The organism is Haloarcula sp. K1, from assembly GCF_001647155.1.
GTDB lineage: Archaea > Halobacteriota > Halobacteria > Halobacteriales > Haloarculaceae > Haloarcula > Haloarcula hispanica.
This window is the reverse complement of the sequence record NZ_LRHL01000043.1, coordinates 789,488-809,546: the sequence shown is the minus strand read 5'-3', so window position 1 is coordinate 809,546 and position 20,059 is coordinate 789,488. Positions and strand designations below refer to the sequence as shown.

The 20,059-nt window shown below is 59.7% G+C and carries 18 protein-coding genes; 9 read left to right on the top strand and 9 right to left on the bottom strand.

What is annotated here, in order from left to right; translation table 11 throughout:
* Nucleotides 1-95: 95 nt before the first annotated feature.
* Complete coding sequence (locus AV929_RS17575) at nucleotides 96-2,903, bottom strand: DNA-directed DNA polymerase (protein WP_064288867.1); 2,808 nt, start codon at nucleotides 2,901-2,903, stop codon at nucleotides 96-98.
* A gap of 107 nt (nucleotides 2,904-3,010) precedes the next feature.
* On the opposite strand from AV929_RS17575, the gene AV929_RS17570 reads away from it, so the two are divergent.
* Nucleotides 3,011-3,202: a hypothetical protein gene (locus tag AV929_RS17570; protein ID WP_004517169.1), complete on the top strand. Its 192-nt coding sequence runs from the start codon at nucleotides 3,011-3,013 to the stop codon at nucleotides 3,200-3,202.
* Nucleotides 3,203-4,329: 1,127 nt separating this feature from the next.
* Here AV929_RS17570 and AV929_RS21990 read toward each other — a convergent pair.
* From AV929_RS21990 to AV929_RS21975, 4 genes are read right to left on the bottom strand one after another with little or no spacing between them, the layout of a single operon-like run.
* Nucleotides 4,330-5,058, bottom strand: a complete 729-nt coding sequence (locus AV929_RS21990) for a hypothetical protein (RefSeq protein ID WP_155120764.1) — start codon at nucleotides 5,056-5,058, stop codon at nucleotides 4,330-4,332.
* Between the two features lie 42 nt (nucleotides 5,059-5,100).
* A complete protein-coding gene (locus AV929_RS21985; RefSeq protein WP_155120763.1) occupies nucleotides 5,101-5,796 on the bottom strand; it encodes a hypothetical protein in 696 nt (231 codons plus the stop codon).
* The gene (locus tag AV929_RS21980) at nucleotides 5,796-6,092 is read right to left on the bottom strand and encodes a hypothetical protein (protein WP_155120762.1); all 297 of its coding nucleotides are present in this window, start codon (nucleotides 6,090-6,092) and stop codon (nucleotides 5,796-5,798) included. Before AV929_RS21980 ends, AV929_RS21985 begins: the two co-directional genes overlap by 1 nt.
* On the bottom strand, nucleotides 6,085-6,264 hold the full coding sequence (locus AV929_RS21975; RefSeq protein ID WP_155120761.1) for a hypothetical protein: 180 nt from the start codon (nucleotides 6,262-6,264) through the stop codon (nucleotides 6,085-6,087). The genes AV929_RS21980 and AV929_RS21975 overlap by 8 nt, the downstream gene beginning before the upstream one ends.
* An 831-nt stretch (nucleotides 6,265-7,095) precedes the next feature.
* On the opposite strand from AV929_RS21975, the gene AV929_RS17555 reads away from it, so the two are divergent.
* Nucleotides 7,096-7,665 (top strand): hypothetical protein, encoded by a 570-nt coding sequence (locus tag AV929_RS17555; RefSeq protein WP_064288864.1) that lies wholly within the window; start codon nucleotides 7,096-7,098, stop codon nucleotides 7,663-7,665.
* A 950-nt stretch (nucleotides 7,666-8,615) separates the two neighbouring features.
* Here AV929_RS17555 and AV929_RS21510 read toward each other — a convergent pair.
* Nucleotides 8,616-9,638, bottom strand: a complete 1,023-nt coding sequence (locus AV929_RS21510; protein ID WP_080510096.1) for a site-specific integrase — start codon at nucleotides 9,636-9,638, stop codon at nucleotides 8,616-8,618.
* Nucleotides 9,639-9,782: 144 nt separating this feature from the next.
* Between AV929_RS21510 and AV929_RS17550 the strand changes: the two genes are divergently transcribed.
* Both AV929_RS17550 and AV929_RS17545 read left to right on the top strand, forming a co-directional pair.
* A complete protein-coding gene (locus AV929_RS17550; protein ID WP_044951976.1) occupies nucleotides 9,783-10,187 on the top strand; it encodes a hypothetical protein in 405 nt (134 codons plus the stop codon).
* Nucleotides 10,188-10,214: 27 nt separating this feature from the next.
* A complete protein-coding gene (locus AV929_RS17545; RefSeq protein WP_064288863.1) occupies nucleotides 10,215-10,637 on the top strand; it encodes a hypothetical protein in 423 nt (140 codons plus the stop codon).
* Nucleotides 10,638-10,661: 24 nt separating this feature from the next.
* On the opposite strand, the gene rad50 is transcribed toward AV929_RS17545, so the two are convergent.
* The 3 genes from rad50 to AV929_RS17530 form a co-directional block, all read right to left on the bottom strand.
* Entirely contained in the window at nucleotides 10,662-13,337 is a 2,676-nt protein-coding gene (gene rad50 / locus AV929_RS17540; RefSeq protein ID WP_064288862.1) for a DNA double-strand break repair ATPase Rad50, read from the bottom strand.
* A gap of 13 nt (nucleotides 13,338-13,350) precedes the next feature.
* The gene (gene mre11 / locus AV929_RS17535; RefSeq protein ID WP_064288861.1) at nucleotides 13,351-14,607 is read right to left on the bottom strand and encodes a DNA double-strand break repair protein Mre11; all 1,257 of its coding nucleotides are present in this window, start codon (nucleotides 14,605-14,607) and stop codon (nucleotides 13,351-13,353) included.
* Between the two features lie 69 nt (nucleotides 14,608-14,676).
* Entirely contained in the window at nucleotides 14,677-15,045 is a 369-nt protein-coding gene (locus AV929_RS17530) for a hypothetical protein (protein ID WP_064288860.1), read from the bottom strand.
* 190 nt (nucleotides 15,046-15,235) lie between these two features.
* Here AV929_RS17530 and AV929_RS22830 point away from each other — a divergent pair, with 190 nt between their 5' ends.
* The 5 genes from AV929_RS22830 (at nucleotide 15,236) to AV929_RS17510 (ending at nucleotide 20,026) form a co-directional block, all read left to right on the top strand.
* Nucleotides 15,236-15,358: a hypothetical protein gene (locus AV929_RS22830; RefSeq protein WP_023843382.1), complete on the top strand. Its 123-nt coding sequence runs from the start codon at nucleotides 15,236-15,238 to the stop codon at nucleotides 15,356-15,358.
* 91 nt (nucleotides 15,359-15,449) lie between these two features.
* The gene (locus AV929_RS17525) at nucleotides 15,450-15,962 is read left to right on the top strand and encodes a hypothetical protein (protein WP_064288859.1); all 513 of its coding nucleotides are present in this window, start codon (nucleotides 15,450-15,452) and stop codon (nucleotides 15,960-15,962) included.
* Nucleotides 15,959-16,432 (top strand): hypothetical protein, encoded by a 474-nt coding sequence (locus AV929_RS17520; protein ID WP_050007875.1) that lies wholly within the window; start codon nucleotides 15,959-15,961, stop codon nucleotides 16,430-16,432. Before AV929_RS17525 ends, AV929_RS17520 begins: the two co-directional genes overlap by 4 nt.
* Nucleotides 16,425-18,284 carry an ATPase, T2SS/T4P/T4SS family gene (locus tag AV929_RS17515; RefSeq protein ID WP_064288858.1) on the top strand — a complete coding sequence of 620 codons (1,860 nt, stop codon included), beginning with the start codon at nucleotides 16,425-16,427 and terminating at the stop codon, nucleotides 18,282-18,284. The genes AV929_RS17520 and AV929_RS17515 overlap by 8 nt, the downstream gene beginning before the upstream one ends.
* Complete coding sequence (locus AV929_RS17510) at nucleotides 18,281-20,026, top strand: type II secretion system F family protein (protein ID WP_064288857.1); 1,746 nt, start codon at nucleotides 18,281-18,283, stop codon at nucleotides 20,024-20,026. Before AV929_RS17515 ends, AV929_RS17510 begins: the two co-directional genes overlap by 4 nt.
* Nucleotides 20,027-20,059 lie beyond the last annotated feature (33 nt).

Below are 20,059 nucleotides of genomic sequence, written 5' to 3'. Positions count from 1 at the left end.
ACGTTTCACCCATGAAGCTTTCGCATTGCTGTGAACTCAACTTCTGCATATGGAAACAATATTTCCCGTAGAGGTAATTGCCCGTATTCTGTGGGTTACATGAAGCTCCCGAGTCCCGTCTGTTCCTGACCGGACTTGACCTCCTCCCAAGAGATATCCATGGCTTCCAGAATCCGAGCAATCGGGCCTTTCAGCGTCTTATCGAGCATCTTGTCCCAGTCGATTTCGAACTCTTCCGGGATCTGGTCCGCGTACTCGAAGCAGATGACGTCGGGGTCCCGTCGGAATTCGCCGTACAGCGGGTCCCGCTGTGGGTCCAGTCCCTCTTCTTCCTCGATGCGCTGGAAGAAGTCCGAGTGGACGCGGTCGAGGTACAGCCGCTTGGGCTTGGAGCCGCTCTGGAAATTCGTCCCCAGCAGGAGGTTGGCGTACTTCGCGCCCCGGACCTGCGCGGTGTCGGTGTCGTAGTTGTCGAGTTTCTTCCCGATGCCGCCGGGAATGCCCACGTCGTCGTAGTTGACGTTGCCGTCCTGATAATCCTCGATGACGTCGCTGACATACTGCTTGATGGACTCGGCATCCTCACCGCGGACGATGCGGTCGATGACCTCTTTCTGGACCCGTTTGGTGATGGGGGCGATATCCGAGCGCTGGTACTCGAAGCCGGTGATGTCGATGTCGTCGACGTGCTTGCCCTCCTTCCAGACGATGTTGCCCGCGTAGCGCTTCTTTTTCCCCGCCTGGAAGAACCGCCGGTAGAGCTTCTCGAACTCGATCTCGAAGCGGTGGAACTCGGCGTTGAGCTGCTCAATCGCGAACTCGTCGTAGGAGGCGTTGATCGTCTCCTCCAGCTCGAACCCTTTCTGAATGGTCGTGGCGATGAGTTCGAGTTCGTCGTCACCCATTTCGGGGTGCTTCTCGCGCATCTCGTCGGTGATTTCGACGTCGCCTTCTACGTCGTTGGGACCCACATCGCCAAGCTGGAGCATGACGGAGTCGGTGTCGCCGTAGACGACCTCGTACCCCTCGTCGGCAACGACTTCGTCGGTGTAGTCGATGACCTCGCGACCGGTGGCGGTAACGGCGGCTCCCATCTCCTTGTCGTAGAGGCGGAAGCGATCCCATCCCAAAACGCCGTATAACGAGTTCATTATCACCTTAACTGCCGCTTGCTGGCGGTCTAAGCGCCCATACTCCGGGTTTTCGGGATCGAATTCATTTCGCTTGGTCTTCTTTTCCTCTCGTTCTGACAGGAGTTCGTCGACCATCTCCCGGATGACGCCGTCCGGTTCTTTCCGGAAGTGGGTGCCGTTGGGCGCGCGGTAGGTGTCGCCGTCGTAGGCATCGGGGTCGACCTTTGTCTCCGGGCTGGCGTTAGTCGTCACCATGCACATCGGGTACAATGATTTCAAGTCTAGAACCGTGACATTTTCACGAACGCCGGTGATGGGGTCGAACACGGCCCCGCCCTCGTAGTCCTCGCTCTCCTGTTGGCCTTTCGAGGGGAGCGCGAACTCGCCGTGGAGCTTGTGGAGGACGTACATATCCACTGCGTCGCCGGGCGTCGTCGCGTCCTCCAGTTTGCAGCCGACGAAGGTGCGGACCTCGTCCCAGAAGTCGATGATGTCCTGCTCGCGGTCGAGTTCGACACAGAGCTCCACGTCCCGGAGGTTGTACTCCAGCAACTGCTCGGGGTCCTGCTCCCAGAGGTCACCGATGTCGCCAGTGTAGCGTTCCTTGCCGACGCCGAGTTCCTGCTCGCCGACGGCGTCAAGCCGGTAGGATTCGAGTTCAGTGAACTGCGTTCGCTTGTAGGCATAGAGGAGGTCGAAGACGACACGGCCTTTGATATCGGGGCCACCCCAGCCCGAACGCCAGACCTCGTCGACCCGCGAGAGTCGGTCTATCTGGAGGTCGAAGTCGTGGTTGTAGCTCTGGAGTTCCTCCAGCCGGTCGAGGAAGTACGGCGCGTCGAAGTCGTCGAAGTTCCAGCCAGTCAGCACGTCAGGGTCCGTGTCGACGATGTAGTCGACAAAGGCCTCCAGCATGGCCTCCTCCTCGTCGAAAACCCGAACGTCGGCCTCGAAATCTTCCCGAATCGGCTCGTAGCCGGCCAGCGCCTCGGGGCCGTCGATGCCGTCGGGGGACTCGTACAGCCAGACGACATACTCGTCGCGGTAGGAGTCGTGAGAAGTGAGACAGATGATGGGCTCCTCGCCGTCCTCGGGGAAGCCGTGGCGATCGTCGACCTCGATGTCGAAGGTGTTGACCCGCGGGTCGGCGTGGGCTTCGACCGGCGTTATCTCCTCGTGATGGACTTTCAGGCTGCCGTCGTCGAGTTCGCGGGCGGGGACGCGAACGCCGCTCGTGATGTCTTTGTCGATGAGCAGGCGGTTCGGAAAGAGGATGTCCGCCTCGTAGTGGTCGAAGTCGTCGCGGATTTGCCCCACGTCGCGGGGCGTCCGTCCGAATATCTTCGTCAGGCGCTCACCGCGAATCGACTCGTAGGGCTCGCCGTCCTCGTCGGCCGCTTTCCAGTCGGTGATGCTGTCGTACTGGCGGAGTTCGTCCTCAGTGACGCTGTCGGTCGGCGCGTAGAAGTACGGCTTGAAATCGAAGACCCGCGCGTGGATCGGTTCGTTGTCGTCGGTACGCCCGAAGACGTGGACGACCGGGAACTCGTCGTCGCCCTGCCCTTCGATGGTGTAATCGACCTGCGTGACGACGAACTCGACGGTCTCCTCGACCGGCGGGAACTGGCGCTCGTCGATGTCGACGACGCTCGTCCCGCCGGTGTCACTCCCACCGTTGCCCGCGATGGCCGCCGCTTCGTCGGCGACCGGGCGGTCCTCATCCGCGTCTTGCTCGAAATCCCCCAGCGTGCCCTGGGTCCCGTCACTCATTCTTGGCCTTGTTTCGAGATGCCGCATAAAAACACCGGCGGTCGACGGGGTATTGCCACAGGCAGAAAGTATATGACATCGAGTACCATACCCAAGTTTGACGGCCAATGTCGCACCACGCATCCCCCCACGGCGAGGCGGATAGGTCCGAAGAACTGCGGTCGGAGCCGGCGCTCCCGGACGCCATCCAGACGACCGAGACCTACGAGACCGAGGAGGGGACAGTGTTTTACGACGCCGAGAACCCTCTCGCGTGGCTGCAGACCGATACGGCGCTCACCTTACAGGAGATTGCATAAGCCTGTTTTCAGGGGTTACGCAACTTGCCGCTTTGTATAGCCCCACGCAGTAGGGTATGCTCTTGCCTGCTGGCGGTTCGAGTGTATAGTAGGTGCCAATACACCTAGTTCTTTCGACCGTTCAAGGCCACAATTCCGATTAGACGCGTCGCACGCGGGATAAGACGCCAATTCCTCAATGAGTGTATCGCTCTACCCTATGGAGAGAGATACGGAACAGCAATACTTGCCGCCTTTCTACAGTCGTGCGACTGAAGCAGTCGCCCTAAAGAGTGCGAATTCGATAATTCGCACAAAGTCGTTCTCATCTTATGGGGCTAAGTGATTCAAAGTCGGTGTGATTTCAGCACAGCGCGGGAGAGCCAAAGGGGACAACACTGCTGTTACCCCTACCTAAGCTCTTAGGTCGTGGGTACGCACGGTGTGAACCGTGCAACCCTACCCGTCGAAATTGGTCAAGTAGGTAACATCTTTTTTATCGGGGTGCGGGGTGCATGAATGGCCACTCTGCATCAGTTCGCTATCACAGATGTAACGGAATCTTCGATTCCTTACGGCGCATATATAGCAAAATCAATAATATGATTTAAACTTAATTATTTTAATCAGATAGAAAATAATCCAATATACTGCCTTTTTAAATCCCTTTTTATACCATGCGCTCAGAAAGATTCCTGAAGCGGTGGGATTCCGTTTCAACTTCAAGCTTGCTGCTACCTGTGGAAGTTTGAAGTCTTTGTCCATGTGGCGGGTTGGTCACCCGCCTGCTGCTGTCTATTTCTATCGTGGCTACTATTTTCGGCCACGACTTACTATCACTATCGCTGATAGATTCGTCTACATGAATTTTGCCATGCCTGATGATTCATACTCGCTGAGACGTTTTTGTTCCTCATCGATAATCTTCGAGTAACTACCCTTTTTTCCGTTTTATAGACACATCAAGCTCCTTCGCAGCATGCCGAATAGATTGGCGGCTTATATTGAATAACTGGCCAATTTCAGCTAAGCTAAGATGTAATTCGTTATGTAGGCAATCTAACACTCTTGCATCCCACCACGGCTTTCGTTTCTCGGATAGAAGTCTGGAAACTTCTTCATTACCGATGGAAACATCGTAGGGATATTCAGTCATCGTAGAACACTCCCATCGCTGATTGAACAGTAAAATCGCAGTCTTCAACGTAGGATTGGACGTCGCCCCTACCTTTCAGCCGTCGCTGAAATAGTTTAGGTAGCGTCTCAGCGTCTTCGAGTAGATTGAGGGCGGTGTTTGTTTCTGCATTGCTTAAACTGCCCTCAAACACATCTGCGACGGTGCTATCTATCTCCGCTCGCTGTGCTTTCTCAGCTATATGCTTATCATTGGCGACGAGAATAGCTCCGAGTGCGACCTTCTGCAAGCTGTGGCCAGTCCCATCAACAGCAGAGGCTAAGGTCCGTGCTTCATTCCGCGTAGCTGACGGAATAGAAAACTCAGCCGCAATTCTATCGACTGCCTCGAGTTTATCCTGATGCGCTCTACGGCCCGTCGTATCAGATGGATTAGAAATCTGTGACTCAAGGCCATCACCGTCTTCGTAGCTCGGTGACGCCCCTTCGTTTATAAGCCAGAGACGTTCCCAGCGGTCTTGCTGGCCTTGTGGAATATCGCCACGGTCGAATCTGCTGCCGTGAGAAGCATCCCCATCATACTCTCGCTCACCACCAAACTCAGATAGCTCAAAAGCGTCACGCTCTCGGACTACTGTTTCGGGGTTGTGCGCAGTATCGCCTAATCCTCTGCTAAGATTATCTCTACTGTTGTCCCATCTAACGCTACTACAGTTACCTGTTGCTGCTGTCTGTATAGTCATATTGATAATTATTGCTGCCGTCTGTTTCAGTTTGCTAACTATTCAGAAATCAGATGTGCTAACTGTTAGCCCATCTGTACCCGAACGAGTCTCAGATTCGCTGAGTGTAGGCCCACCAAGACGGATATCGTCTCTCTCACCGTCGTCTGCATCGCCTTTAAGAAGTCCAATACGCTTTAGCTCCTCTCGAATATCTGATGTTTCCACGTTCCAGCGCGGCTTAGAACTATCACGCCCGTGATTTCGTTCGGATTCCAGAAACTCCCGCATCTCGCTAATGCTAAGTCCGAAATCACAATAGAGATATTCGAGTAAACGCCCGTCTCTGTAGATGGGGGTACGGAACTGTTCTGTAGCCACGACCGTGCCATCAGGAAGCTCAATTTCGCTCTCAGATGGCTGTGCATCGTCTTCAACTGATTCTGGGCGGTCTACATCATGCAGTTCAAGCGCCTTGCTCACAACCGTTACATCGGCCCTAAGCTCATCTGCGATATCACGGACGCTCCCGATAAGCGGGTGTTCTGCGAGAGTTTCCAGAACCCCGTTGGCGTCTGGTGAGAGAATATCATCACTGCGGGGATATTCGCTGTAATCCCGATTTAAGAGTGGGTCACCATTACCGAAGCCAACAGCGGGATAATCTCGTTCAAATGCTGCATCGGCTTCATCTGGACGTTCATCAGCACGTTCCCCATCTCGCTCTTGTGCTTCTTCGAGTTGTTCGCTATCCAACATTACTCGCCACCCCCGTAGGCCGACCGCGGTACCGCATACCAAAGGTTGGTTGTAGCCGCTTCTACAGCGAGGATTTCAGAACCACTCGGAACGTCGCTAACCCCCGTATCGGTGTTTAGAAGGACGTAATCCTCAGTCTCAGTATGCGGGGCGACGACGGTAATAGAGAATTGCCCATCACCCCGCTCACCGCCACCGACGTAATTCGACTCTTTCCGAGATTCGCTCATATCCGCTGGTAGCTCTATAGTCGCCCCAGCAGATGGAGAAATTACGGTACTAAAAACCTCAGTCATACATTTCCCTCCGCTCATCACGGTAATCAGCAAATTCGTCGGGAATATGGGTGAATGTACCGTTGTTTGGCTCTGGATAATGCGATTTGCACCAGTAATATCCATCCTCATCAGGAAAATCAGGCAAAACAGTCCTGCATCCATCTTCAGCGCATGTTTCATCGACTACCATTAAAAGCCAACCTCCGAATCGTCTTCAGATTCTTCAATCAGTTTTAGCGCGCCTTTTCGTGCAACAAATCCAAGAGGCACAGGGACATCGAAGCAAGACTTGGCTTCGCGCAGAAGTTCTTTATCTCGACTGTTCACTCGAATTCTATCAGTTCGCTTATCTGTAGTCATTGTTGAAAATATTTGAAGTGAAACATAGCGTCCCACTTCGCCTCGTTTAATACGTACTGACGAATAAATCTCAAAGGTAGAGACGTTCTATTACCAATATTCGTTTTTAGATATTTGCGTAACGCTGAGTATTACAATCACTCTCAGAAGTCATAGAATACGGTGTGTGATTCGAGTACCGCTACCGCTGCGGGAGAGCCAAAGGGCCGCCTCACTGCTGCTGTACGGAACAATAGTGAGGCGTGTTAGGTTTGTGTATTACTTAAGTAGATAAGCACAGAAACATACATAGAGGGAGTGCGGTGACTCAGTGCTGTGTTCTGTTGTGCGGTTTGCTGTAGGTTTCATCAGCGTGTGGCTGTGACTCATACTCATCTACAGCAAACGAGTGTAGAATTATTGGTACGCTGGTAGATTATTCAATAATGTTTAAACTTGAAATCATGTGTCCGTCTATATCGTGGCACTTCGGTCGGAATAAGCAAATGGGTATGTGCAAGACTGAAAAGATGAAAATAGCCTCCAATTGTGGTGATATATCGTGGTAATTTCCTCTAATAGTTGTGGAAAGGGTAAGGATAGTTCGGAGTGTCCAGAATGTAGTAACGAATATCAGAGACTCGGAATGCACTTTAGCCATGTCCCTTCTCATCGGTCAGAATTGAGCGAGTTACAGTTGGGAGTTATAGAGTATTTGATACTACGGGGAACCACAATCCGTGATGGGGGAAACTACCCTTCTATCGACGTATTCAGTACGGATAGAGAGCTTTTACGGGCCTACGATGACCTATTGGGGTGGCTGAGTAATGGGATTCGATTGTATAGGGACTCTGATACTACCACAAAGAGATTGAACGACGTGTATGCTATCTCTACGGTCCCACATCCTGAATTTGAGAATTATACCGAAGGTAGCACGTCCGTGGAATCCCTCAGCAACGACTGTCTGAAGGCCACAATCATAACTGCTGGCACTTTTGTAGGTAACTTATTTGGTAGTCTACAAATCGACCTACGGGGCTGGGACGCAGATAGCGATAGATTCGCTGATATGCTGGCTGAGATAGGGTACGATACAGTTTCCTACGACGGTGACGGCTATGCATCTGATAACCACACGCACCGCTACCATTATTCAGACGATGTGTTGGTTTTAGAACACTACGATGCGATGAATCTGCTGGATGAAATAGACCTATCTCTCGAAACTGTAGCCGAACCGATATAACCAGCGTGGATATTACCCACACTCATCTACAAAAGAGTGTGTGTGTGGTATGTTGGCACGCTGATGGAAACCACAGCAAACCGCCCTTTAGAACACGGTCTTAGTAACCGCCTCAGCCAGCAAGAAACGTGAGTAGTCCGCCCCACTGCGGTGGGATAGGGTGTATATTGGTATACGTTCTACAGCTAATTAAATGCAACGACCATAGCACCAACACTAATCTGAATCGTAGAGTATTGAATCAGCATGAGTATTACCAACGCTCATCTACAGCAGGAGTGTAGAACTGTTGGCACGCTGATGGAAACCACAAAAACTCCCTTCGGAACACAGCACTGAGTCACCGCACAGCAATTCAACAACAGTAGCCACCACACACCACCCTTCTTACTAATTTATCTGTGCTTACTTACTTAAGTAATATAGAAGCACTACCACCCCACCACCACCGCTGAATCACAGAGAATTGTGGTGGCGGTAGTTGGGGCGGTTCTCTGCTCTCCACAGCGGTAGCGGTTGTGCGGCTTATACATTCGTACTGCAGGTTTCGTGCTATCCGAACAACCCCGTGGAGTACTGTTTGCACCCCATAGACTGTGGGGTTGGAGTGGTGCAAACGGGTTGCACGGCCCTACAGCAATACCCGAACGTCGCTACTGGTGGTATGTTCGTGGTAGCAGGTTGCTACGTACAATATTCCGTCTCTGTACGTTACATCTGTGATAGGAACGTTCTACAGCAAATATAGGGGTATAGAAACACCCATTCAACCACTCACTGAGAATAGCCCGCAAGACGAGTCTTGCATGGCCATGTAGGAGATGTTTTCCTACAGGCCACAATTCAGATTAGACGCGTTGTGTGTGCGCACGAAAGTGGGGTGCGGAGTGGGGCGGTAGTTGGGGGAGGGGGCGGTCTTTGGCTCTCCCCAGCGGTGCTGTGTGGTGCGTCTACACGCCGTCTAAGTATTCGCGCCTTTGTTCCGCCTTCTCGTCTTCAGTACGACGGTCGTAGTGTTGTTCCAGCACATCAGTTGAGACGTTCATTCTATCTGAGACGACTTTCTCAGGCACGTCTTTGCGGAGGAAGTGCGTGATAGCACCACGTCGAATAGGATGCCCGCTCACACTTGATGGGCAGTCACTCGCATTAGACATTGATTGGGCAGCCGCACACTCGTTTGGGTCACGACCATGCGGACACCCATCATCGTAGATACACGGTCGAGTAATTGCCTGAAACCACCGCCGTAGTGTTTTCACTGGTGCCCGACCGTTTTCAGTAGCGAATAATGGCACTCTCTCGTAGTCGTCTTCAATATCCATACGCTTGTGATTGATGTAGTCTTCTAACACCTCGGCTACATCTTCTGAGAGCGCACAGTACCGTTCCGCTTTCTCACCATTCTTTAGCGGGGTATCACTATCGGGCCGATGTCGAATCCGTAGGCGGTTCTGGGCGGGTTCCACGTCGTCTACATCCAAGGCGACTAACGTGCCCGTTCGAATCCCTGTATGCCATGTGAGCGCCAATAGGGCGTGTTCTCTTGATGCATAGGCGAACCGTTCCAGATAGTCTAATGCTGCTTCTGCATGGTCGGCTTCAAGCGTCTCTGTTCGAGCCTCCGTATCTCGGTTCGGAATTTCTACCCGCTCAGGTACAGACGGACTCACTGCGTCTATCGTCGTACAGAACTGTAAGAACCGCCGAACCGAGCTAACCCGCTGCGCAAGTGTTGATTGTGCTATCTCACCTTTAATGTTCAAGCGGAATCTGTGAACGGTGCGAGCAGAGATATTCCGCATATCGTCTATATCTTCTTCAGCCAACCACTCAACAAATTCATTGAGATGGAACTGTTGTAGTTCTTTAGTCGCTGTAGCCCATTCGTCTACCTTGCTTTCGAGATACAGTCGTAGTGCCTCTACGGGGGTGATAGCTTGCAGGTCGGTCGGATTGGTGTTTGCTTTCATCGTTGGTCCGAACCGCCAACAAGCAGTCGTTTCTACGACGCCGAGAACCCTCTCGCGTGGCTGCAGACCGATACGGCGCTCACCTTACAGGAGATCGCCTGACACAGAGTCCTTTTATTTGCCGGACGACGTAATGCGCCTGTGATGGATATCCCCGGCGAGGACGACCCCAACCAGAGCCCGGGGGTTCTCTCCGAAAAGAGCGAGCACGAACCCGCTGAGTTCGATCCGGAGAGCCTCGGCCCGGACGTACCCTCGCCGTCAGACAGCGATTACGATGGCGAGGCCACGGGCCTGTTCGTCAGGCTCGTTATCGTGTTCAACGTCGCGCTGCTGGCCCTCTCGCTCGGGCCGATGCTGGCCTACTTCGAGGGGCAGGTCGACCTCGGGATACGGATCTTCCTCGTCGGTGTCATCGCCTTCGGCTACGGAACGTTTCGGTACGTGAAGTTCGAGCGGGAGCGCAAATCGGACGACGACGAGGGCGAAACAGCCGAGACAACGGATACCCAGCCTGACAGCGCGGAGTCAGGCGACCACAACGGCTAACCGGCCCGATCAGCTACGGACGGCCATATGCGTACTGTGCGGGACAACGACGGCACGCGTTACTTACTGCTGAAGGAGTCCACCGAGTCGAGTCTGGTCCGGGACCCCGAAACCGGCGAACAGCGCCACGTCCCGAACGCCGATCTCGAACCCATCGAGGGTGAGTCACCGCTGGCCACGGCCGCCGCAGCGGTTCCCGACGCCGCTCGTCGCGTCCTCACAGCGGCCCACGACGACCAGGCACTTGGCCTGCTCGTGGAACTCGACGAGCGTGGGCCGGTCTCCGTGGCAGAGCTGCTTTCGGCCTACGACCTCTGTGAGAGTGACCTGCATGGCCTGCTGGCCGAGTTCCGCGCCGCCGGCCTGCTTACAGAGGCGACGGTCCACGGCCAGCGAGGGTACGACACAACTGAGACTGCCAGCGACGGGCTCGCTCAGCTTCGGGACTGAGGGCAAGTCACTACCGCACCAGGCTCAGGCCAGTTCTGCGACCGTTGCTTCGACCTGCTCGACCCGTGAGCGGTTGGTCGTGGCGTCTTTCTCAACGCGGACGAGGTCGTCCGCCGCACCGACCAGTTCTTCGTCGTGGCTGACCACCAGAATCTGCTCGACGCCGACCTCGTCGCGCATGTACTCCACGAGGTCAAGCAGTTGCGTGACGTGGCCCGAGTCCAGAAACACCGTCGGCTCGTCGAGGATGAGCGGCGGCATCGGCGCTGCGCCTTCGATACCCTCCGCGAGCAACCGGTAGATGGCACACCGCAGGCTGAGGTTGAACAGCGCCCGCTCGCCGCCGGAGAGCTGTTCGGGCTCCAGCGGCTCGCCGTCCTTTTGATACACCGTCAGCTGGTACTGCCCGTCGAGTTCGATGTGGGAATAGGAATCGTTCTGATACACCAGATCGAACGTCTGATTGAGCATCCGTTCGAGCGTTTCGACGTTGCGCTGGCGCAGTTCCGCCCGAAGTGTGCCGTACATTTCCTGTAGTTCCTCTGTCTCCTCGTACAGCGTTTCGAGTTTCTCTAGGGTCGCTTCGAGGTCCTCGCGGCGCTCCCGTAGCGACTCCAGCTCCTCGATCTCGTTTGTGACGCCGCCGATGGCGTTCTGGAGTTCGTCGCGCTTTTCGCGTTTCTCCGCCAGTGCTTCCTCGGCCTGCTCGATGTACTTTTTCGCGCGCTGCTTCTCACTTCTCGCTTCTTCGATACGGTCCTCGTCGAACGACTCAGCCAGGTCCTGCTTGCGCTCGCGTTTCTCCGCGAGCTGTTCGCGGCGCTGGTCGTTCAGTTCGGCTTGCTGACTGCGCTTCTCGCGCAGGCGCTCGATGTCGTCGTCGCAGTCGTCGATGTTCCCAAGGAGGTCTTCGACCCGCTCCAGATGCTCGATTGACTGCTTGACCTGCTGGCGCTCCTGGTTGCATTCGGCGACGACCGAACGGCAGTCCTCGGCCTGTTCGCGGGCCTCGGCCGCCTTCTCGCGTTTCGTCTCGGCCTCGGACTCGTGGTCCGCTGCTTCCTTGCGGAGCGTCTCGATGCGCTCCTGATCCGCGTCCAGCCCGTTCTCCTTCTCCTCGACGAGTTGGACGATATTCGAGCGGTTGTTTTCGAGCGTCGATAGCTCGTCGGCAGTCTCGACCAGCGCTTTCGCCGTCTCGTGTTTCGACTCTAGGGCTTCGACGTCCTCGCGGGCGTCGGTAAGCGTGGCCTCCAGCTCCGATATCCGCTCGCGGTCGTCCTCGATGGAGTCGACGTGGGGCGACTCGGCCACGTCCTGCCCGCATTCGGGGCACTTGCCGGCCTCCAGCAGCGCCTCGGCTTCTTCGAGTGACTCCCGCTCGTTCTTTAGCTTCGTCTCCAGTTCGGTTACCCGCTTCCGGGCCTCTTCGAGGTCACTGGCGACGGATTCCTTGTACGACTGTGCCTCCTCGCGGCTGGTCGGCCCATCCTCGAACTCGGCTTCGAGGTCAGCGGTCTGGTCATCGATGTCGCTGATCTGTTCGCGGCGCTCGGCGATGGTCTCCCGCGCCGCTTCGAGATCGGCTTCCAGTTCGTCGGCCTCCTCGCGCTTGTCCTCGGCCCGCGATTCGAGGTCGGTGGCGCTCTCGGCCAGCGCGTCGGCGGTGCTGCTGTGTTCCTTCGCGTCCACGCGCTGGTCCTCGATTCGGCTCTGCAGGTCGTCGTCGCGGGACTGCAGTTCGTCGAGTCGCGCGTCGACGGTGTCCGGGTCCGGCTCTGCGCTGTCGAGGTCTGTTTCGGCCACCGTTTCCGAGAGCTCCTCCCGTAGCGACTCCCGGTGGTCCTGCAGGTCGCTGATCTGCTCTTTGAGCTCGGTTCGTTCCGTCTCCGTCTCGGTGATAGTCGCTTCCAGATCCTCGATGTCGGCTTCGAGGGTCGACAGTTCGTCGCGTTTCTCTTCGTACTCTTCGAGGACGGACTCGGCCTGGGTGAGCGTCTCCTCGGCGGTGGCCTTCTGGTCCTCGATGTGCTCGATCTCGTCCTGCAGATTGGATTCCTGCGTTTCCAAACTGTTCAGGCGCTCGTGAAGCTCTTTCTCCTCTTTCTCCTGAATCTGCTCGTCGAGTTGTGAGAGTGCCCCCTGTTTGTCATCGCGCACGCGGCCGACGCCGACGCGGGCATCGCTGGCCCGCTCGCGGTACGCCTCCAGTTTCCCGAGTTGCAGGAGGTCGTCGAGCATATCCTGCCGGTCGCCGGGGGAGGCGTTGATGAGTTTGTTCACCTCGCCCTGACGGACGTAGGCGCAGTTGACGAACGCCTCGCTGTCCATCCGCAGGAGTTCCGTAACGCGTCGGCGCACATCGCGCGCGCCTCCGTAGTTCCCTTCGGGCGTCTCCAGAACGCATTTCGCCGTTGTCGGCTGCGCTCCGGTCGCGCGGACCCGGCGCGTGAGGTGGTAGTCGCCGCCGGCGTGGGAAAACCACAGTTCGACAGTACAGTCGTCGGCCCCGATGGTGACCACGTCACCGAGGTTTTCGTCCAGCGCTTTCGAGCCGTACAGCGCGAAGAAACAGGCCTCAAGCAGGGAGGACTTCCCGCTCCCGTTGAGCCCGTGGATGACGGTCACGCCGTTGTCCAGTCGCAGGTCAGCATCGTCGTAGCACTTGAAGTTGGATAGTTTGACGCGTTCGAATTTCATTGTCGACCCTCCATTACAGGAACTCCTCGACGCTCGCCTGGCCATCGTCGTCTGTGCCGTCGGCCTCGTTCACCGCCGCTCCGTCTTCAGTATCGTCCTCGTCCGTGCTTGCGGCCGCATCTGTGCCGTCTGCTCCATCGCTCGCGGCCGTCTCAGCGTCGGCTGCGAGGGCGTCTGAACCCTTAGAGAGCAGTTCACGAACGTGCCGTTCGACCTCGTCTTTGACGCTCGCATCGGCGACCTTCGAGGCGCGAATGGTCTCGTCGATGTCGTGGGCGGCCTCACTCAGTCCGAGGTCGCGGACGCGCTCGGTGACGGCGTCGTCGGGGTCGGCGAAGCTGATATCCGTTTCTTGCTCCTCGGCCGTAATTTCCCGGTGGTCGGTGACGCGAGCCACGAGCGCCCCTCGGTCAAGCGCGAACGATTCGACGCTGGCTGGGGTCACTGGGTCGCCGTCGCCGCTGATAGAGACAATGACGACGGCGTCCTCCAGGTCGTGCTGGCCGACGCGGCTCCGAACCCGTTCGACACCCTCTTCCGGGCCGAGGTCAACGTCGACGAAGACGAACTCGCGGGTGTCGAGGCCGCGGCGGGTGATACGGACCTCATCGTCGAAGGTGACGATATTGTAGCCGCGGTCCTCTCGTTCGCTCGCACTTGCGCGCTCGGTCGACCCGCAGTAGGTGACCCAGGCGTCCTCGACCTGCTGTTTGCCGGGGTCGTGGTTGTCGCCGAGCAACATCGCGTCGAAGGTCACCGACGACTCGGCCAGGATTTCTTCGGCGTCCCAGTCGCCGTAGTCGAAGGGCTGGAACAGGCCGTGAGTGACCAGCGCGGCGCTGTCGGCGTCGTGGGCGGCGAAGTCGTAGTCGAGGTCGTCGCGCTGCGAGCGCGGGACGAAATCGAGGCCGTAGAAGGCGGTGTCGCCGACGACCGTCGGCTCGTCGTCGAGCCGCGTCGCCAAGCCCAGCGACTCGTACAAATCGAGCCACTGGGCGTCCCGTTTGGCTTCATGGTTACCCACGACGGCGAGAAACGGAACATCGGCTTCGGAGAGTTCTTCGAGAACGGTCAGCGTGCCCATGATATCAGCCAGCGCCGGACGGCGGTCGTGGAACAGGTCACCGGCGTGGACGACGGCGTCGGCGTCGTCCGCGATGGCGTCTCGGACCACCTGCCGGAACGCATCGAGGAAGTCGTCCCGTCGGTCGGGGACGTTGTACTGCTGATACCCGACGTGGGTATCGCCGGTGTGTATCACCCGTGTCATTTGCCCACCCGTAAGCCAGCGCCACCTAAAGGGGTATCGTGACCGCAGTGAGAGTGGTCGACCCGGTGGCTACGACCCATCGCTGGGCCCCGCCGCGGCGTCCCGGTACCGCCGGAACGCTCGCAGAGCCGCCCGGCCCTCGTCGGCCAACCCGCTCACTTCGTGTTCGGCCTGTGCGACGGCCGCTTCGAGTCGCCCGACACCGAACGTCTCGACGAAGGCGACCGCCTCGTCTAAATCGTCGGTCGCCTGGGTCGCTCGCTCAATGACTGTCCGATAGTCGGCGTTGCCGCCTGTATCGTGGGTTCTAATCCGGCCTGCGCTACAGTCGCCCTCTCCGTCGGCTATTCCCATCGTCCCGCCTCCGTCGTCGCTGTTGTCGGCCTCCCCGTCAGCTAGTGCCGCGAGTGCCGCTTTCACCTGGTCGCTATCGGCCATAGAACGGCGTGGCCACGGCATCCGAAATAAACGTTTGCTGGCTCCGGGTCAGTTGATGGCGCGTTCGAGAACCCGTTCAACTCGAACCGATTGAAAAAGCGTACAGTTTGGCGAGGTGACTGGTTCGATAGAATTAACAGCCCAGTCCCGGTGGTACAGGACGAAAATCCACTGTCGGATGGCCTCCACAATGTCTCTACGCGCACTCCGCTCCGACGACAACGCGCTCTCCCCGGTCACAATCGTCGCGCTACTGATTCTGGCAACCCTGCTCATTTCCGTCGTCCTCGCGCTGTTCATCCTCGGCGGGTGAGGCGGGACGAGCACTTGCTGGCAGCAGCCGGTACGCTTCCCGCAGTCCCCCGTCCGAGCGTTCAAATACCAGCACGCGACCAGGGCCGGGCATGACAGATATCGAGACGCTGGCCGAACGGCTCCGCACGGTCGAACGCGCGGTCACGGACGGAACGACTGAGTTCCCGGAGGTGACGGAACTCGCTGAGTTGGAGAGCCGCGTGGCCACCGTCGAGCAGCGTATCGACGACATCGACGAGCGGACGGCGGAGCTCGAAGCCGCCACGCAGGCCCTCCGCGGCTACGTGGGGAACATCCGCGCGGTCAACGAAGATGTCGAGCAACGCGCCGACGCGGCGCTGGCGGCGACCGACCGACTGGAAGTCCGACTCGACGAGGAACTGGCATCGCCGTCGGCATCTGACCCATCAGCGGCGGGGACCGACCAGTTACGGGCGGAGGCGGTACAAGGCCATCCAGGCTTGTCGGATAGCGGCGAGCACACAGAAGCGAACGCCACGACCGGGAAACCGACCGATTTCTCCGCCATCACCGACGGCGGTGATCCCGACGACGAGACCACTGACGCGGGCGTTATCGGACGTATCCGTGCGCTGCTGTGATATACCGGCTGGTTCTCGCCGTCGCGGTCATGACCGCACTTGTCGGTGCAACAGCGCCAGCGCTATCGACGGCCCGAGCAGACGCAGCCAGTGGTGCCATGGAGCGTCAACTGGACGAACTGGGGGCCGAATTGACCACTTTAGTCGAGACTGACGACGCGACGGCGAACGGTGACGCGCGGCGCGCGGTGGAGATACGACTCCCCCCGCGGACCTACACGAATGCCGGCGTCAGTCACCTGCAGTTCGCGGAGCGGGCTGGTGTCGGCGTCGTGACATGGACAGTCGAGTCTCGGAAACAGACCGAGCGGCTGGTCGGTATCCCGATCCGAACGACAGCGACGACCGACCGGCTCGACGAACCCGGTACACATCGACTCGTGTTCGTCTTGACGCGGTCGGACGGCCAGCGGGTGCTGCGGGTCCATCGGTTTAAGTCCGAAGCCGCGGCGAGGGGGAGCCATGCGTGAGTGGCTCTTCGGGTCATCGGCGTCGGACTGCCGCTGTGAAACGGCAATCGAGGGTGAGCGGCTGGTAGTGACGGCGGACCAGTGTCCGGGCGGTGGTGACCTCGCCGCGTCGGCTGACTGCCGGGCGACGGTCGTCGATTCGCTCTCGTCGACCGGTATCGATACCGTCGTCACGGAGCAAGCAGGACAGGAGCGAGTGTACGTCGACCGGGCGGCAGCGGTACTCACCGCGGCTGGCCGGTTCGCGACCAGAGTCGCCTCGCTGGACGACCGCCTCGCAGACCGCGCTCGCCGGGACCCCGTCGCTGCCGCCGCGGAGGCAGTCGGCCGAGCGGGGCCGGTCGCTGACCTGGCAGCGGAGACCGGGTTGGCGGTCGCCACAGAAAGCTTCGATACCAGCGAGCAGGCGCTCACTGCATACACTGGGCCAACGATTAGCGACACCCGCGTCGGGGCAGCGCCACCAGTGGACGCAGCGCTTCGGGACCAGCAGACGCTCCCGACAGAGGCCGTCGTTCGGCGATACGACACGCGCAGCGACCACCTGCCGATGTATCATATCGAGCCCCGCGAACAGCGGTTCGACGCGGACACGATGGAGACGCTCGTCGAAGCGTACGAGCGAGTCGCCACCGCTGCCGCCGACGGCGGCTGTCACCCGTACGACGCAGCTACCGCGGTGGCCGGCGACAGTACGACGGCAACCGCTGTCGGTGCCGTGCTGGAGAAACACACGGGCGGGCTCGGGATTCTGGAAGATATCTTCGCCGATCAGCGGGTGTCCGACGTGTTCGCGACAGCCCCAGTGAGTGATACCCGGCTCCGAGTGCGTTGTGACGGCGAGACGATGCGAACGAATGTCCGCCTGACGCCGGCGGGCGCGAACACGCTGGCGTCGACGTTCAGACGGTCGAGCGGCCGGGCGTTCTCGCGAGCGAGCCCGACGCTCGATGCAACGGCGACGGTGGCTGACCGACAGATTCGCGTCGCTGGCGTGAGCGAACCGGTCAGCGACGGCCTCGCCTTCGCCTTTCGCGCCCACGACAGCGACGTGTGGCGACTGGCCGACTTCGTCGACAACGGGACGATGCCGACAGCCGTCGCCGGGCTGCTCTCCGTCGCCGCGGAGCGCGGCGGGGCCTGCCTCGTCGCCGGCCCCCGCGGTGCGGGCAAGACGACGACACTCGGGGCGTTGCTCTGGGAACTCCCCCACGAGGTCCGGACGCTACTCATCGAGGACACGCCCGAACTGCCGGCGTCGTCACTGCAGTCCGACGGCCGGGACGTACAGGCGCTTCGGACCGCCAGCGGAGAGGGGCCGTCGGTCGACGCCACGGAAGCCCTGCGGACCGCGCTCCGGCTCGGCGAGGGCGCGCTCGCCGTTGGGGAGGTCCGCGGCGAGGAGGCCAGCGTTCTCTACGAGGCGATGCGTGTCGGTGGCGGCGACGGGGCCGTCCTCGGGACGATTCACGGCAACGGCCCCAAAGCGGTTCGGGAACGGCTGGTGTCTGACCTCAGCGTCCCGGTGCAGTCGTTCGCTGCGACGGACCTCGTGGTGACGCTGGCTCCGCCCGCGTCGGAGCACGGCCGCGGCATCGCATCTGTCGCGGAAATCGTCTCCCACGGCGACGACGTTTCTTTCGAGATGCTCTATGAGCGCAATGGGCCGACAGCGACAGCCACCGGTCGCTTAGAGCGGGGTAGCAGCCGTCTGGTGGAGTCGCTCGCCGCACCCGGCGAGTCCTATGCTGAGGTACGCGACACTATCGAGGCGCGAACCGAACGATTCGAGGAGTCAGTGGCTGTCGAGACACGCGGGAACGAACCGCCCACAGACGAGGCCCAGCCGTGAGACACGCCAGCGGTTCAGACGACTCCGGCGACAGCGCGAGCACGGCACCAGCCGCACCGCTCACAACCGCGGTCGGTGCGACCTATCCTGACACTATCGAGGTACCAGACGACTACCGGCGAGCGTGTCGGCTGCTCTCGGTTTCGGCCCCGCCTGAAGCACTGCTGACGGCGAGCTACGCCGTTTCGGTGTGTGGCTCCCTGCTCGCACTGCTCGCCGCTGTGACGGTGACCGGACTGCTGGCGACGACTGTCAGCCTCGGACTCCTCGCTCTGTCCCTGAGCGTCGCGGCGCTGGGACGGTACGGCGTGCCGTTCGCCGCCGAAGCAAAGCGGATTCGAGCGCTGGGGACCGCGCCGTCGCTCGTCACGACACTGGTGCTCGGCGCAACGCTGTGGCCCAGTGCTGAGCGGGCGGCGGCGTTCGCCGGACGGGCCGGAAACGGCCTGCTCGCCACACGGCTGCAACACCATCGACAGCGAGCCGCGGGCACGCCACGGAGCGGTCTGGGAACGTTCGCGGCGGCCTGGAGCGACCGGTTCCCGGCGCTCGAACGCGCAGTCGGACTGGTCGAGAACGCGACGGCGGCCCCAGCCGAGGAACGGCCCGAGGTCCTCGAACGCGCGCGGCGATGCATCCTCGACGGGACGCGCGACGAGATGGCGGCCTTCGCGGCCTCGCTCCGCGGCCCAGCGACCGGCCTGTACGCGTTCGGTGTGCTCCTACCGCTGGCGATGGCGTCGCTGTTGCCCGCCGCCGCTGCCGCGGGTGTGCCAGTGACCGCCCCTGTGCTGGTCGGGACCTACGTCGTGGTCTTGCCCGGCGCACTGTTGGTCGCCTGTTGCTGGCTCCTGGGCCGGCGACCGGTCGCGTTCCCGCCGGCGACAATCCCGCGAAGCCACCCGGACGTGCCGGCATCGGCACTCCCGTCAGTTGTGGTCGGCATCGTCGCCGGAATCGGGGGGTGGCTCCTTGCCGGCGCGCTCGTCGCTGCGTGGGCGTCTCCTATCGGGGCACTCGGGGCCGGCGTCGGGAGCGCGCTCGTCAGCTACTACCGACCCGTCGCCGAGGTCCGGGACCGCGTCACCGACATCGAAGCGGGCCTCCCCGACGCGCTGTCTGCCGTCGGTCGACGGCTGGACCGCGGCCAGTCAGTCGAAGCCGCGCTCGTCGAGGCTGTCGACGAGACTCCCGAACCGACCAGCGCCGTCATCGAAGCCGCCGTCGCGCGTCAGGAGCGTCTCGGCACCAGCGTCGAGGGGGCGTTTCTGGGTCCCGGCGGCGCGCTCGCTGATGTTCCGAGCCATCGGGCCCGTCGGGTGGCGACGCTGCTGGATACGGCCGCGACAATCGGGCCACCGGCAGGGGAGTCCGTGACGACGATGGGTGAGCATCTGGATGCGCTCCGCACCATCGAGCGTGAGACGCGTCGTGACCTCTCGCAAATAACCGAAACGCTGTCGAACACCGCCGCGCTGTTCGGGCCGCTGATCGGCGGTGCGACGGTTGCGCTGGCCGGGTCGATGGGCGGCGGCGAGCAGTTCAGCACTATTTCGAGCGCGCTGCTGGGCCCGGTCGTCGGCTGGTACGTTCTCGTCCTGGCTGTCCTGTTGACGGCGCTGTCGACGGGCCTGCACCGGGGCCTCGACCGGGCGCTCGTCGGCTACCGAACCGGTCTGGCGCTCCTGTCGGCCACGGCCACCTTCCTCGTCGCCGTGGTCGCTACCGGGCTGCTGGTCTGAGTGTTTAAATCGGAGGCCGCGGCCAGGCCGTTC

What these genes read in the sequence shown, in the direction of transcription:
- AV929_RS17575 (WP_064288867.1), bottom strand. Translation starts at nt 2,903, where the DNA reads ATGAGTGACGGGACCCAGGGCACGCTGGGGGATTTCGAGCAAGACGCG.
- AV929_RS17570 (WP_004517169.1), top strand. Translation starts at nt 3,011, where the DNA reads ATGTCGCACCACGCATCCCCCCACGGCGAGGCGGATAGGTCCGAAGAA.
- AV929_RS21990 (WP_155120764.1), bottom strand. Translation starts at nt 5,058, where the DNA reads ATGACTATACAGACAGCAGCAACAGGTAACTGTAGTAGCGTTAGATGG.
- AV929_RS21985 (WP_155120763.1), bottom strand. Translation starts at nt 5,796, where the DNA reads ATGTTGGATAGCGAACAACTCGAAGAAGCACAAGAGCGAGATGGGGAA.
- AV929_RS21980 (WP_155120762.1), bottom strand. Translation starts at nt 6,092, where the DNA reads ATGACTGAGGTTTTTAGTACCGTAATTTCTCCATCTGCTGGGGCGACT.
- AV929_RS21975 (WP_155120761.1), bottom strand. Translation starts at nt 6,264, where the DNA reads ATGGTAGTCGATGAAACATGCGCTGAAGATGGATGCAGGACTGTTTTG.
- AV929_RS21510 (WP_080510096.1), bottom strand. Translation starts at nt 9,638, where the DNA reads ATGAAAGCAAACACCAATCCGACCGACCTGCAAGCTATCACCCCCGTA.
- AV929_RS17550 (WP_044951976.1), top strand. Translation starts at nt 9,783, where the DNA reads ATGGATATCCCCGGCGAGGACGACCCCAACCAGAGCCCGGGGGTTCTC.
- AV929_RS17545 (WP_064288863.1), top strand. Translation starts at nt 10,215, where the DNA reads ATGCGTACTGTGCGGGACAACGACGGCACGCGTTACTTACTGCTGAAG.
- rad50 (WP_064288862.1), bottom strand. Translation starts at nt 13,337, where the DNA reads ATGAAATTCGAACGCGTCAAACTATCCAACTTCAAGTGCTACGACGAT.
- mre11 (WP_064288861.1), bottom strand. Translation starts at nt 14,607, where the DNA reads ATGACACGGGTGATACACACCGGCGATACCCACGTCGGGTATCAGCAG.
- AV929_RS17530 (WP_064288860.1), bottom strand. Translation starts at nt 15,045, where the DNA reads ATGGCCGATAGCGACCAGGTGAAAGCGGCACTCGCGGCACTAGCTGAC.
- AV929_RS22830 (WP_023843382.1), top strand. Translation starts at nt 15,236, where the DNA reads ATGTCTCTACGCGCACTCCGCTCCGACGACAACGCGCTCTCCCCGGTC.
- AV929_RS17525 (WP_064288859.1), top strand. Translation starts at nt 15,450, where the DNA reads ATGACAGATATCGAGACGCTGGCCGAACGGCTCCGCACGGTCGAACGC.
- AV929_RS17515 (WP_064288858.1), top strand. Translation starts at nt 16,425, where the DNA reads ATGCGTGAGTGGCTCTTCGGGTCATCGGCGTCGGACTGCCGCTGTGAA.